The following is a 13116-nucleotide window of genomic DNA, read 5'->3' as shown; positions in this document are numbered from 1 at the left end:
AAATCTTCGCCTCAACCGATGACGGAAGTGCTTACGGCAGCGGACTCGCAGGTCCGAACCCGCTGCGATATCCGCTCCCGAGGCGATACCCCTTCCTTCAGAGCGGCTCGGCTACGCGGTGGAAATGTCGTGCAGTGCCTTGCACGCATTCTGCTGACGTTCGGCGACCTCGCGCGTGCGCTCTGCCTCCGCTTCGAGCTCCAACGCGACATAGTCCATGACGTACAGCAGGCGCCCCTGTGCCAGAGCGGCATCGCGTACTGCTCCAGCGGCCGCGCAGGGATTCACGAGTTCATGAGCATGAAGGTAGAGCGCACCCTCGGAGAGCGGCGTGAGCAAAGTCGCCTTCTCCTCGTGCGAGTCGCTCTTCTCCTCGAAGAGGATTGCCGCGAGCGCGGCCACGCCGGCCAGAACAGTCACCGCAAAGGAGGTCGCCATTGGTGCGCAATGACAGCCCTGCCAAAGAAGCTCGCGATATTCAGTGAGTAGGGGGCGATTGATTCGAGCTTCTGCCGACGGCTCCAATGCGAGTCTATCTTCTTCCACGACTTACTCGTTGTGAGCGCACCGGGGGCATTGGGCCGACGAGGTCTCGCGGTATTTCGGGCTGCGGGGGCGCCCTCGCCACTTAGCCGTTAGAACGAAAGCATGACGTCGTGCGCGCTCGCATAGAGGAGGACGATATCGACCTCTCGATGGATTTTGCCGTTGCTGCTAGGAAGTGCGGTGACCTTGACTGCCAGTTCGCGGGCTGCATGGACGACATTCGCGGGACCGTTTGGCGAAGCAAGGTAGTTGCGCGTTTTGCGGCATGCGGCCTCACTTTTGGTAAGCGCGTTGAAATAGGCAAGAGTGCGCGTCGTGTGGATATCGGGCTTAATGACCTCAAAGCCCGCGTCGACTAGGCCGTGAAACACCGTCGTCTGTCCCCAGCCGATGCCCAAGGTGGAGCACAACGGGGCAATCTCCTGTCGCAAGGCTTTGACATCTGCACACCTTCCGAGGTCTATGCCAATTTTGAACTCGGCAGCACCGGCTTCTTTCGACCGTTGGTCGAGCCAGCGAGCCGCACTTCGCATTGCGTAAAGGCGTGACGCCGACACGCTCGGGTACCGCGCGCGCTTCAACTTACGACGCAATTCATCGACGGTAAGGCGGTTGTAGTGAAAGCATGCGTCTGCACGCCAACCCCTTTTCTGAAGCGGCAAATAGCTCATCTTCCACTCTGGCGACAAGAACTCTTCCATCGACGGAAACAGCCCTGCCGACCATGCTTGCGTATAGAGGCCGGCTGTAGTCAGCGCCATGTTCGAGAAGAGGGGCTTTGAGCCGAAGGCGTCCCAGGCAGTGCTCAAGCTCAGCGGTCCGCTGGGCAGACTGGAGACCGCACGAGCGAGCTCGTCTTGCGCGACAGTGTTTTGAAGTACCCGGTCGCGCAGCCGTGCATAGCTCTCGGCCGTGAGGGTTTGGTTTGATGGCGTTATCGGCTTGAGCGCTTTGCGGCGCGCACTGGTCTTGCAAGTATGCATCGTGGTTCTCCAAGCGATATGCAAACGCGGCGTCGGTCCGCCGATTGACGGCAATGGTTATTTTGTTTCTATGTGGTCGAGAATGCGGCGAGCGACCGAACGAGCAGCGGATGGGTCAGCGAATTCAGCTAGGTTGACAGTAAGCCGGGATACGCGAACGGATTCGAAGGAGGACGTCGTATGCCATCCGCCGTCGGACGTTGGGTAATCGGTGTTCATCCAAATCTTGTGATACCAATTGGTCCCTTGGGGAAGCGTTTCACGCGCCTGGAAGATATATACGAAGAGCAGGCTCTCCGCGGTCTCGGCTGGGGCGGGCGTGTGCCCCTCAAGTTCATTCGTGTCGGATATCAGCCGGAATTCGAGCAGAAAGTCACCTGCTTCCGGATTGTTCTCCGGCTCCGGATTATCCTTGCTTCCGGCTAGGAATAGGTATGACGCTCCGAGCATTGGGAGAAAATGCTTCCCCGTCCGTTTCCCGAACGGGTTCACGTTATAGCTTCGTGGTGGGTAGTTTGGGTAGTTCGCGGTGTAGTAGTTTGCCCCGACCTCGCGGGCGATGTCGTTCACGAGCGTCAAGAGCGCGGACTGGTAGTCCGCGAGAAGACGATAGGCCTTGCGTACGTCTTTCAAGACGTCAACCAGTTCATCGCGTGATGTCATTTGTGAAACGAGAAGCTCTCGTAGTTGATGTTCAACCGCGGTAGGACGAAGATTGGTGTGTGGGCGCGAACAGTCTGCAGGTCTGTCGCTGACGAAGAGCAGGCATGTTGGGGGGCTGTAAATGCAAACTCAAACGCTTCAACGCTGACACTGGCACCGTGAAGCTCGTGCAGACGCAGCTCCGGCTCTCGGATGAGTCCATGAAATCTCAGGCCGGATTCGACATCGTCGCGCATTCGTTCATAGCCGGAATGCAAGTGTGCGACCGCACCGAACGCCTTGAGCATGTCCGTCCATTTAACAGCCCGTATCGTTGCTTCGGCGAAGAGCCGCTCGCCAACAAGTTGTTCCTGCACTACCGTTTCGAACGCCGACGTCGATTCGGGCGACGTATCCTGTCGGCCGCCGACAAGAAGCAGGACGAGGGGCAATTCCTCTGCTCGTGGCTCGCCTGCAGCAACGGCAAGTAGCTCTTGAACTGCTTGTGCTGCATACTGCATGTCGACTTGTTCCCAACGCTTCGCTTCGACGACAATCAATGCGTTTTCTGTCTCGAGAAGCACGTCCGGCTCTACGAGCCGTCCTTCGAGTTCGAAGCGCGGCCAAAACTCGATGCGTTCGATTCTGCCGAACGGGTCGACGTCCTCTGGCAACAGGGTTGTCCAGAACGCTGAGAGCGCGTCGTCCGAGAGGTATGAAACCCGCTCGAACACAAGAGAGGTCAGCAGGTCCTCCGAACCGGTGGCACTGGAAAGCTGCTGGGCCGCTCCCTCCAACCCAGAGCCTCTACGCTTGCCCTGCAATATTGCGGTCAACATGCGGTCTCGGCGCCTCGTGCAACTATCGGATAGGGCAGATTATCTCTTCAGTTTGAGCTGCGCTTCAGCTTTTACTCTTCGCCAAAATAGTCGAAGTCTATCTTCTTAACCACGTATTGCGCCGTGGCTGATACGCCGACACTGAAATCAATCATCAGCCCGGTGAGCTCCTCACCATCGATGAGCACGACCTTTTGCTGGAGATGCCTGACGAACTGCCGGGCGTCGTCGGTAAAGCGCGACGTGGTAAGCATCACGCCTTTTCCCGCGCCTTTGCCGACAAGGCTGCCTACAAACGCCTGGACCTGCGGGCGTCCCACCGGATTCTGCCAGCGCTTCGCCTGCAGGTAGATGATATCCAACCCCAGCCGGTCTTCCTTGATGATGCCGTCGATGCCTTCGTCACCGCTCTGACCGACCGCCTTGCCGGCGTCAGCCCGCGAACCGCCGTAACCCATGGCGACGAGGAGGTCGACGACGAGTTGCTCGAAGAATGCAGGGGACGCGTTTAATATCTGCTGCAACAGAGCCTGCGCCAGTTCTCGTCGAAGGGCCTGGTAGCTGGACTCAAGGCGCTCTTCGGGGGTCTCTGTAGTGACCACCTGCTCGTCAGCGCTGGCGCCGCCAGCGCTGTCAGTGTTTCCCTGATGGAATGCCTGAAATTCCGGATATTTTTTCAATGCCCGGATATCGAGCTTCGCCGGGTTCGTTGCGAGAAGCTCGCGTCCCCGCTGTGTAATCCGAAAACGGCCTCGACCACAGTATTCCACGAGAAGCGCTTTTGCCAGGTATGTGCGAGTCCACGCCACACGATTCATGAAGCGTGTCTGGCGTCCGCTCGGCAGCACTTCATTGACGTCTTCCTCGGACAGGTCGAACGTCTTGGCCAGGTGGTCGCCCAGTTCCTTCTTCGTGTATTCCTTCCCATCAGCGATGAAGCTCAGAAACGGCAAAAAGAAGTTTTGGAACGAAGGAATGGCCATGGTTCTGTTGTCGATTTCTAGGTGCAGCGATTTTACCCGTCTTGGCGGCAAGTGGATGCTCACTAATGAGAGTAGGGCGGGTATAAACAAATGCTCTAGACGAGCCGTTACGTCGTCTTCTGGCACGTAACGGCACGTGCCGGCATAGCCCGCTTTCACGTGTCCCGAAAAACCGTTTCGTAGGGACGAACCATGAAACTCCTTGACCTCGATGAGCTGGCCGCGCTTCTCCGGCGCAGCCCCGAAACCATCAAGAAAGACCTCCGCCGTAACCCACTTGCGGTACCCCCGCGCCTGCATATTCCTGGGACCCGCCTACTGCGCTGGCGTCCATGCGATGTGGATGCATGGCTTGCTGAGCATGTTGCCGGAGGCGTGAAATGCTCAATCTGAGCGCACTGAAACTTGATATCCGGCAGACCCTGACCACCACGCCGCCGGAGTTCGACCATGTCCTGCCGGGTCTGCTGGCTGGCTCACTCGGCGTCGTCACGGCGCCGGGCGGCACGGGAAAGAGCATGCTTTTGATGCAGGCCGCGCTGGCGATTGCCGCGGGCCGGCCGGTGCTCGACGGGGCACTGGAGGGAAGTTCGCCATCGGCGCCGCGCAAGGTCGTCACTATTTTCGCTGAAGAAACACGCGATGTCCTGCATCACCGTCTTCACGGGGCAGTTGGACAACTATTCGCCGGTCTGGAGGCCGATGACCGCCTCAGGCGCCTGGCTATAGTTGACCGTCTCGCCGCGAACCTCTTTATGTATCCGCTGGGCGGAGAGGGACGGTTGCTCTGTACAGACGGCGACGGTATCCATCATGACGGATTCAAGCAGATTCTGGGGTGCTGCGAGGGGGCGCGGCTAGTTGTGGTTGACCCCTTGCGACGGTTTCACAATGGCGATGAGAACGACAGCGGGCATATGACCGATGTGGTGGAGGCGTTCCAGCGCATTGCCAAAAGGACGGGCGCCGCCGTGCTGCTCGCCCACCATACCAACCGCAGTTCGACCTTGAGCGGTACGGGTGACCAGGCGACGGCGTCGCGCGGTTCGTCCGCTCTGACCGATGGTGTCCGGTGGCAGGCGAACCTGTCGAGCCTGTCCGAGCCGTTCGCCGAGAAACTGGGGATTGCGAACCAGGAGCGTCGGTTTTTCGTGCGATTCGACGTCTCCAAGGCCAACTACGTGCAGCCGGCGGAGCCGGTGGTCCTGAGAAAGATTCCGGAGACCGGGGCACTCGTGCGGTGGTCTGGCGAGTACTCCACAGCAGGTGGCGTACGACGCAAGAGGGTCACGCAATGAATGAGCCTGGAAAATTTGTCGAAGTTCGTCCGGTTCGCTACGACACAGCACTGGCGCTTTCCGGCGTATTCAGCTCTCTGCCGAATGGCGCAAGGCCGAAACTCGATATCTCCTATGAGTTTGGTGGATTGACGTGGCGCTGGCGCGGTCCGGACCGGCTCGGAATTCCGGAGCAAACCCTCGTCTTGGTGCTGCTTGAACTTGCGCAGGAGCAGATTGACGGTGCCGGCCACGGGGCGCGCATTGCTGCGATGGAGGACGAACTGTATCCCGGTGATGAACCACGAAGACGCAGGCTGGTTAGTCTTCATGTGAGTTTTGCAGAGCTATGCCGCCGGCTCGGGCGGGAGTTCAGCGGGGGCAGCGCATTACGCCAGATTCGGCGTGAGCTCGAGCGCCTATGCGAAGTGACGGTCTGGACGTATGCGGGTAACGACAAGCAGATGTCGTCGCGCCTGATGAGCTGGCGTCGCGGTGATAGTGCGGGCGTTGATGTGCTGCTGAACTGGAGGTTGGCCGAAACGCTGTTCGGCGGCCAGTATTCGCCGGTATCTTTGGGGCAGCGCTTGCTACTGACGACGGATTGCGCCCGGGCGCTGCATTGCAGCCTGTCGGTGCGGATGCGCCCCGGAGAGACGATGCAATTCAGGCACGATACTTTGGCCACCTATGTCTGGTCCGGCCTTGATGTGCCCGACGGTACCTTGCGGCGACGCCGAAAGGAAATCCGCGACGCCCTTCGCGAACTCGCAGGTGTCAAAGGCTGGACCATCAAGGAAGTATTCGGAACGCCTGGGCTGGTGCGAATCGTTCGGTGGTCGACCGATTGGCAGCCGAGCAAAGGCAAGAAACGGATAAGACGCGTCCCCGACAAGGACGCCTGTGCAACGGCACCTGTGCGCCGCGAAAGCGCTTCGGCGACGCGCACCACAGTGGACGTTTCCGCAATGTGCCTGTGAACTGCGTCCGACTGGGCGACTGGAGCAACCGGTTGAAGCATAGCCGGGCCCATTGCGCGTTCGCGTTACGCAGCGTCATTTCGCGAACGGAGCAGGGCATTACGCGAACGAGGTGGATTCCTGGTTGCCTTGCCAGTCAAGGCTTTGGCCGAATTTTACCGGCGTCACTCTAGCTCTTTCTAAAGAAAGAGCATTTAAGGAAGAGGAGTGGGGCGCCCCCTCAGGCGACGCAGGCTTTCCCCTGCGGTTCGCGGCACCCGCGCTATCTTGGTAGGACACCGTTGGTGGTGAGGAAGTCCCGGGAGAATGAGAGAAGTTCGACCGTAGGCCTTGTGTGAAAAGGTACCGGGGGAGCGAGAGGCGGCCATTGGGATTAGGCAGGTGGGAAGGCGTTGCCCTCCCGGAGCGGAGGTGCTTGGCACTGTGCGGCGGGTTTGGACATCGGCTTTTGTACAAGGCCCCTTCCACGGGGCGTCAGCCCCTGCCATGCCTTTCTGATTGTCGAACGTGCATGGGCCAGACACCTGGCATGGTCGCGACACCGTCGTTGCCGGAGGCAATTGTGCGCGGTTCCCAGGGCCGTCAAGCCTCCGTTGGACGCCGTCCTATGGTCAGTGAGCCAGCCGTGCTATGAACGGCCGGGACGGCGGTAGAACGGGCGAACTAACAGGGCGGATAACGTAAGTCAATCACGATGGCATGGCCGAGGTCCAGAAAGCTATCTGGAATGTGGCTGAACCAAGAGCCTTGGTGCGCGAGTAGAATTGTGCCGACTCGCATCCGGCGGTGGCGCTGGGGACGCTATATTCCAAACGCATAACATGAATCAGGACCTCAAGAAAACCCTCTGGGCTGCCGCCGACAAGCTGCGCTCATCGATGGATGCCGCCGAATACAAGCACATCGTGCTCGGCCTCATTTTTCTCAAATACATTTCGGACGCGTTCGACGAGCGCCGCGCACAGCTTGCCGCCGCGTTCTCTGACGGGCACGACGACCTTTATCTGCCCGACGCAGACGACCATGTAGAGGCGCTGGAAGAGCGCGATTACTACACCATGGCCAACGTCTTCTGGGTGCCGGCATCGGCCCGCTGGGAGACGCTGCGGGCGCAGGCGAAACAGGCCGACATCGGCGTGCGTATCGATGCCGCGCTCGAAGCCATTGAGGCTGACAATCCGCGCCTGAAGGGCATTCTCGATAAGCGTTTCGGACGTACGCAGCTTGAGCCGGGTCGCCTTGGTGAACTGGTGGACCTGATTTCCACCGTCGGGTTCGGCGAGGGCCACCGTGCGAAGGACCTGCTCGGCGAGGTCTACGAATATTTTCTCGGCCAGTTCGCCACCGCCGAGGGCAAGAAGGGCGGTCAGTTCTATACGCCTGCTTCGGTGGTCAAGGTGCTGGTCGAGGTGCTGGCGCCCCACCAGGGACGCGTCTATGACCCGTGCTGCGGTTCGGGCGGCATGTTCGTGCAAAGCGAAAAATTTATCGAGGCGCATGGCGGCAAGGCGGACGATATCAGCATCTATGGCCAGGAGGCGAACCCGACGACCTGGCGGCTGGTGGCGATGAACCTTGCCATTCGCGGCTTCGCCGCCGACCTCGGCAAAGAGCCTGCCGATACCTTTCACCGGGACCAGCACCCGGACCTGCGCGCTGATTACGTGCTCGCCAATCCGCCGTTCAATATCAGCGACTGGGGCGGCGAGCGGCTGACCGAAGACCGCCGCTGGTTGCACGGCACGCCACCGGCCGGCAATGCGAACTACGCGTGGTTGCAGCACATCCTGCATCACCTGAGCCCGCGCGGGCAGGCCGGCGTGGTGCTGGCCAACGGAAGCATGTCCACCAATCAGGGTAGCGAGGGTGATATCCGCCGGGCGATGGTGGAGGCCGATGTGGTGGACGTGATGGTGGCGTTGCCGCCGCAGCTCTTCTTCAATACGCAGATTCCGGCCTGCCTGTGGTTCCTGTCCAAGGACAAGAGCGGCGCGGCAGTGCCAGGTGGTAAGCGCGGGCGTGACCGGCGCGGCGAAGTGCTCTTCATCGACGCACGCAAGCTTGGGCGGATGGAAACGCGCGTGGTGCGAGTGTTCGATGACGAAGACATTGCCAAGATTGCCTCAGCCGTACATCGCTGGCGCGCCGATGGCGAAGACGGTGCGAATGAACCTTATGCTGATGTGCCGGGCTTCTGCCGAGCCGTGAAGCTGGCCGAAATTGGCGAACATGGGCATGTCCTGACACCTGGTCGATACGTCGGAGCTGAGGAAGCCGAAGATGACGATGAGGCGTTCAACGAGAAGATGGAGCGCCTGACCGCTCAACTAGCGGAGCTCATGACGAAGGGGGCGCAGCTGGATACGGTCATTCGTGAGAAGCTCGGAGGGCTCGGGTATGCCGTCTGAATGGCCGATTGTCCGAGTGGCAGATTGCTGCGAACTCATCGTGGACTGCGTGAACAAGACCGCGCCGGTCGTAGAGTATGAGACACCGTATCGCATGATTCGCACAACCAACGTGCGCAATGGTTTCATCGAATTGTCAGATTGCAGGTTTGTTGACGAGGCGACCTTTCGTACTTGGACTCGGCGTGCGCCCCTCCTTGACGGAGACGTCATTCTCACGCGCGAGGCACCGATTGGCGAGGTAGGTCTTGTGCGTGGAAACCAGACCATCTTCCTTGGTCAGCGCCTGATGCAGTACCGCGCAAATCGCGCAGCTCTCGACCCGCGATTTCTTTGTTACGCCTTCTTGTCTCCGCAGCTTCAGCATCAGTTTGGCGCGCACGAGGGGTCGGGGTCCGTCGTGTCGCATATCCGCGTTGGGGATTGCTCAGATTTTAAAATTCCCTTGCCGTCGCTTCCCGAGCAGCGGGTAATTGCAGACTTACTGTCTGCAATTGATGAGCGACGCTTGCTTCTTCTTCAAACTAACGCCACGCTCGAAGCCATCGCCCAAGCCGTGTTCAAAAGTTGGTTCATCGACTTCGACCCGGTGCGCGCGAAGGCTGAAGGCCGTGAGCCGGAAGGCATGGATACGGAAACGGCGGCGCTGTTTCCTGCGGAGTTTGAAGAATCGGCATTGGGGGCGATTCCGAAGGGGTGGAACTGCGTCCGACTTGGTGATTTGCTTGAGCTTTCTTACGGGAAGGCGCTGAAATCAACTGAACGTCGTGATGGCCCGATTCCTGTCTACGGCTCTGGCGGTGTGACTGGGTTTCATGATGAACCCCTCGTCCAAGGCGGTTCGATTATTGTCGGTCGAAAAGGGACTGTTGGAAGTTTGTATTGGGAAGATGGTCCGTTCTATGCAATTGATACGACGTTCTATGTTCGGCCAAAGGGTGTCCCGCTGACGTACTGCTATTACGCAATGCAGCGCCTCGGTCTAGAAACGATGAATACTGACGCCGCCGTGCCCGGTCTCAATCGCGAGAACGCTTATCGAATTAACTTGGCGAGACCAAGTGCGGCGGCACTTCATTCATTCGATGACGTTGTAGTTGAAGTGCGTCGCTCCATGCGACGCAACGCGGAGCAGGCGCGAACACTTACGGCCATCCGTGACTCGTTGCTTCCCCGCCTCATCTCCGGCAAACTCCGCTTGCCTGAGGCCCAAGCGCAACTGGGTGAGGTCATTGCATGAGCGGCATCAGCGAGGACGCGGTAGAACAGGCGATGCTTAAATGGCTGGACTGCCTGGGCTGGCAGACCGCCCACGGTCCCGACATCTCGCCGCCGGACGCAAAAACACCGGGTGCCGAACGCGACACTTACCGTGACGTGGTGCTGCGACACCGCCTCGCTGATGCCATCGCGCGCCTCAACCCGCACATTCCGGGCGGCGCGCGTGACGATGCCCTGCGCCACGTCCTCAATCCCAATGTGCCGGGCCTCGTAAACGCGAACCGTCAGCTCTACCGCTGGCTGGTCGACGGCGTGCCGGTGGAGTTCCAGAAAGAAGGCCAGACACGTGGCGACCGGGTGCGCCTGGTTGATTTTTCGGACGTCGCTGCCAATGACTGGCTGGCCGTCAACCAGTTGTCGGTGCAGGGGGCCAAACGGCCGCGCCGGCCGGACCTGGTGCTGTTCGTCAATGGTCTGCCGCTGGTCGTGGTGGAGCTGAAGAATCCAGGCGACGAGGACGCCGACATCTGGGCCGCCTGGAACCAGCTCCGGACCTACCAGCAGGACATCCCCGACCTCTTTTTCGCCAATGCGCTGCAGGTCATTTCCGATGGCACGAGCGCACGCATGGGTTCGCTGACTGCAAGCCGCGAACGCTTCATGGCCTGGCGCACCATCGATGGCGTCACGACCGACCCGCTCGGCACCATGCGCGAGCTGGAAACGCTGACGCTGGGCCTCTTCCAGCGTGACCTGCTGCTCGACTACGTGCACCATTTCGTCCTGTTCGAGGACGAAGGCGAGCTCGTCAAGAAGGTTGCCGGTTATCACCAGTTCCACGCGGTGCGCGCTGTCGTGGAAAGCGTGCTGAAGGCGTCTGCACCGGGCGGTTCCCGCAAGGGCGGGGTGGTCTGGCACACTCAGGGCGCCGGCAAGAGCATTGAGATGACCTGTCTCGCAGGTGCGCTGATGGCGCACGAAGGCATGGGTAACCCGACGCTGCTGGTTGTCACCGACCGCAACGACCTCGACAACCAACTTTTCGGCGTGTTTGCGGGTGCCAGCGAACTGCTGCGCGAAACGCCGGTGCAGGCCGACACCCGCCCCGAACTGCGGCGCCTGCTGGCCAACCGGCCGTCCGGCGGCATTGTCTTTACGACCATCCAGAAATTTACGCCTGGCGCGGACGAGGACACGTTCCCTGTGCTGTCTGACCGGCGCAACATCGTGGTCATCTGCGACGAGGCCCACCGCAGCCAGTACGGCTTCGACGCGCGCCTGGTCGCAAGCGAGAAGGCCGGTCAGTCGGACCCGGCCGGCGTCACGGCCGTGCGCTATGGCTATGCGCAGTACCTGCGCGATGCACTGCCCGGTGCGACGTTCGTGGCCTTTACGGGCACACCGGTCTCGCTGGATGACCGCGACACACGGGCCGTGTTCGGGGACTATGTTCACGTCTACGACATCGAACAGGCCGTGAAGGATGGCGCGACGGTGCCCATTTATTACGAGAGCCGGCTTGCCAGCCTAGAACTGAAGGAGGCCGATGTCTCGTCGCTGGACAGCGAAGTGGAGGAACTCACCGAGGACGAGGAAACCGATGAAGCCCGGGTGGCGAAGCTGCGCCGCTGGGCCGCGCTCGAGCAGCTCGTCGGTGCACCGCCGCGCATCCAGAAGATTGCCGCCGATATCGTCGAACATTTCGAGAACCGGCAGTCCGTGATGGACGGGAAGGCGATGATTGTCGCGATGAGCCGCGACATCTGCGTGCATCTGTACAACGCCATCGTCGCGCTGCGGCCCGACTGGCACAGCGACGACCCGATGCAGGGTGCCGTCAAGATAGTGATGACGGGTTCGGCGTCCGACAAGGCGCTCCTGAAGCCGCACATCTATCCAAAGGAGGTGCGCAAGCGCCTCGAAACGCGCTACAAGAATCCGGCCGACCAGTTCAAGCTCGTCATCGTGCGCGACATGTGGCTGACCGGCTTCGATGCGCCTTGCATGCACACGATGTATGTGGACAAACCGATGCGCGGGCACAGCCTGATGCAGGCCATCGCGCGTGTGAACCGCGTCTTCAGGGACAAGCCGGGCGGGCTGGTGGTCGATTACATCGGAATCGCCAACGAGCTGAAGGCGGCCTTGGCCACCTACACCCAGGCTCACGGGCGGGGCAAGCCGACCATCGATGCGCATGACGCCCTCGCCATCCTCCAGGAGCAGATGGACGTGCTGCACACCATGCTGCACGGTGTTGCCTACGACGAGTTCCGGGCCAGAGCGTGGCAACTGCTGCCCCCCGTGGCGGACCATGTGCTTGGTCTCGACGACGGCAAGAAGCGCTTTGCGGACACGGTGCTTGCGGCGAGCAAGGCCTTTGCGCTGTGCTGCACGCTCGATGAAGCGCTCCAGTATCGCGATGAGCTGGCCTTCATGCAGGCCGTGAAGGCGGCGCTGACCAAGCACGGTGGCGCAGACAGGGCGCTGGCCGACGAGCAGAAGGAACACGCGCTGCGGCAGATTATCAGTCGCGCGGTGGTGAGTGCCGAAGTCATCGACATTTTCGCGGCGGCAGGCCTCAAGCGGCCGGATATCGGCGTGCTGTCCGACGAGTTCCTTGAAGACGTGCGCCACATGAAGGAACGCAACCTCGCGGTCGAGCTGCTGGAACGGCTGCTGAAGGGCGAAATCAAGGCGCGCTTCAAGACCAACGTCGTGCAGGGTGCGAAGTTCTCGGAGCTGCTTCAGCAAAGCCTGACACGCTACCGTAACCGGGCGGTCGAGACGGCGCAGGTTATCGAGGAGCTCATCGAAATGGCGAAGCAGTTTCAGGAGGCGGCCCAGCAGGGCATGCGTCTGGGGCTGAGCCCCGACGAGATGGCGTTCTATGACGCGCTGGCGACCAACGAGGCGGCGGTGCGGGAACTTGGTGACGAAACCCTGAAGAAAATCGCGGTTGAGCTCGTCGTGAAGCTCCGCAGTTCTGTGACAGTGGATTGGGCGAAACGGGAGACTGTGCGCGCGAAGCTGCGGGTGATGGTGAAGACGCTACTCAAGCGCTACAAATACCCGCCTGACCGCCAGGAGGAGGCGACCGACACGGTGCTACGGCAGGCGGAATCGCTTTCGGCCGAATGGGCATAACTGCTTATGGGGAAAGAGATATTCGGCGCAGTTCCCCGGAGTTTCCCTGAATGTGCGAGTAAGGCCGCATGCGACGTTTAACGAAGTGGT

General features: G+C 60.5%; 10 protein-coding genes. 5 read left to right on the top strand and 5 right to left on the bottom strand.

All coding sequences use genetic code 11. The annotated features are described in order from the left end of the window. Positions 1-111: 111 nt before the first annotated feature. The 5 genes from ACTJLB_RS09075 to ACTJLB_RS09055 form a co-directional block, all read right to left on the bottom strand. Positions 112-438 (bottom strand): hypothetical protein, encoded by a 327-nt coding sequence (locus ACTJLB_RS09075; protein WP_440783072.1) that lies wholly within the window; start codon positions 436-438, stop codon positions 112-114. A gap of 197 nt (positions 439-635) precedes the next feature. Further along, positions 636-1529 (bottom strand): hypothetical protein, encoded by an 894-nt coding sequence (locus ACTJLB_RS09070; RefSeq protein ID WP_440783070.1) that lies wholly within the window; start codon positions 1527-1529, stop codon positions 636-638. A 57-nt stretch (positions 1530-1586) separates the two neighbouring features. Further along, positions 1587-2192 carry a hypothetical protein gene (locus ACTJLB_RS09065; protein ID WP_440783069.1) on the bottom strand — a complete coding sequence of 202 codons (606 nt, stop codon included), beginning with the start codon at positions 2190-2192 and terminating at the stop codon, positions 1587-1589. After that, a complete protein-coding gene (locus ACTJLB_RS09060) occupies positions 2189-3010 on the bottom strand; it encodes a hypothetical protein (RefSeq protein WP_440783068.1) in 822 nt (273 codons plus the stop codon). The genes ACTJLB_RS09065 and ACTJLB_RS09060 overlap by 4 nt, the downstream gene beginning before the upstream one ends. Positions 3011-3081: 71 nt before the next feature. After that, positions 3082-4293: a restriction endonuclease gene (locus ACTJLB_RS09055; protein WP_440783066.1), complete on the bottom strand. Its 1212-nt coding sequence runs from the start codon at positions 4291-4293 to the stop codon at positions 3082-3084. Between the two features lie 80 nt (positions 4294-4373). On the opposite strand from ACTJLB_RS09055, the gene ACTJLB_RS09050 reads away from it, so the two are divergent. The 5 genes from ACTJLB_RS09050 (at position 4374) to ACTJLB_RS09030 (ending at position 13026) form a co-directional block, all read left to right on the top strand. Continuing rightward, positions 4374-5291, top strand: coding sequence for a helicase RepA family protein (locus tag ACTJLB_RS09050; RefSeq protein ID WP_440783065.1), 918 nt, complete (start codon positions 4374-4376; stop codon positions 5289-5291). Beyond that, positions 5288-6250: a replication protein C, IncQ-type gene (gene repC / locus ACTJLB_RS09045; protein ID WP_440783063.1), complete on the top strand. Its 963-nt coding sequence runs from the start codon at positions 5288-5290 to the stop codon at positions 6248-6250. The genes ACTJLB_RS09050 and repC overlap by 4 nt, the downstream gene beginning before the upstream one ends. Positions 6251-7071: 821 nt before the next feature. Continuing rightward, a complete protein-coding gene (locus tag ACTJLB_RS09040; protein ID WP_440783061.1) occupies positions 7072-8658 on the top strand; it encodes an N-6 DNA methylase in 1587 nt (528 codons plus the stop codon). Continuing rightward, positions 8648-9898 carry a restriction endonuclease subunit S gene (locus ACTJLB_RS09035; RefSeq protein ID WP_440783059.1) on the top strand — a complete coding sequence of 417 codons (1251 nt, stop codon included), beginning with the start codon at positions 8648-8650 and terminating at the stop codon, positions 9896-9898. Before ACTJLB_RS09040 ends, ACTJLB_RS09035 begins: the two co-directional genes overlap by 11 nt. Further along, the gene (locus tag ACTJLB_RS09030; protein WP_440783058.1) at positions 9895-13026 is read left to right on the top strand and encodes a type I restriction endonuclease subunit R; all 3132 of its coding nucleotides are present in this window, start codon (positions 9895-9897) and stop codon (positions 13024-13026) included. Before ACTJLB_RS09035 ends, ACTJLB_RS09030 begins: the two co-directional genes overlap by 4 nt. Positions 13027-13116: the final 90 nt, after the last annotated feature.

Source organism: Paraburkholderia sp. 22098 (assembly GCF_052045935.1).
GTDB classification, from domain to species: Bacteria; Pseudomonadota; Gammaproteobacteria; order Burkholderiales; family Burkholderiaceae; genus Paraburkholderia; species Paraburkholderia caledonica.
Note: the sequence above shows the minus strand (reverse complement) of the source record. Positions and strands in the feature narration are given on the sequence as shown.

Coding starts and splice junctions, on each gene's coding strand:
- ACTJLB_RS09075 (WP_440783072.1), bottom strand. CDS start 438: ATGGCGACCTCCTTTGCGGTGACTGTTCTGGCCGGCGTGGCCGCGCTC.
- ACTJLB_RS09070 (WP_440783070.1), bottom strand. CDS start 1,529: ATGCATACTTGCAAGACCAGTGCGCGCCGCAAAGCGCTCAAGCCGATA.
- ACTJLB_RS09065 (WP_440783069.1), bottom strand. CDS start 2,192: ATGACATCACGCGATGAACTGGTTGACGTCTTGAAAGACGTACGCAAG.
- ACTJLB_RS09060 (WP_440783068.1), bottom strand. CDS start 3,010: ATGTTGACCGCAATATTGCAGGGCAAGCGTAGAGGCTCTGGGTTGGAG.
- ACTJLB_RS09055 (WP_440783066.1), bottom strand. CDS start 4,293: ATGCAGGCGCGGGGGTACCGCAAGTGGGTTACGGCGGAGGTCTTTCTT.
- ACTJLB_RS09050 (WP_440783065.1), top strand. CDS start 4,374: ATGCTCAATCTGAGCGCACTGAAACTTGATATCCGGCAGACCCTGACC.
- repC (WP_440783063.1), top strand. CDS start 5,288: ATGAATGAGCCTGGAAAATTTGTCGAAGTTCGTCCGGTTCGCTACGAC.
- ACTJLB_RS09040 (WP_440783061.1), top strand. CDS start 7,072: ATGAATCAGGACCTCAAGAAAACCCTCTGGGCTGCCGCCGACAAGCTG.
- ACTJLB_RS09035 (WP_440783059.1), top strand. CDS start 8,648: ATGCCGTCTGAATGGCCGATTGTCCGAGTGGCAGATTGCTGCGAACTC.
- ACTJLB_RS09030 (WP_440783058.1), top strand. CDS start 9,895: ATGAGCGGCATCAGCGAGGACGCGGTAGAACAGGCGATGCTTAAATGG.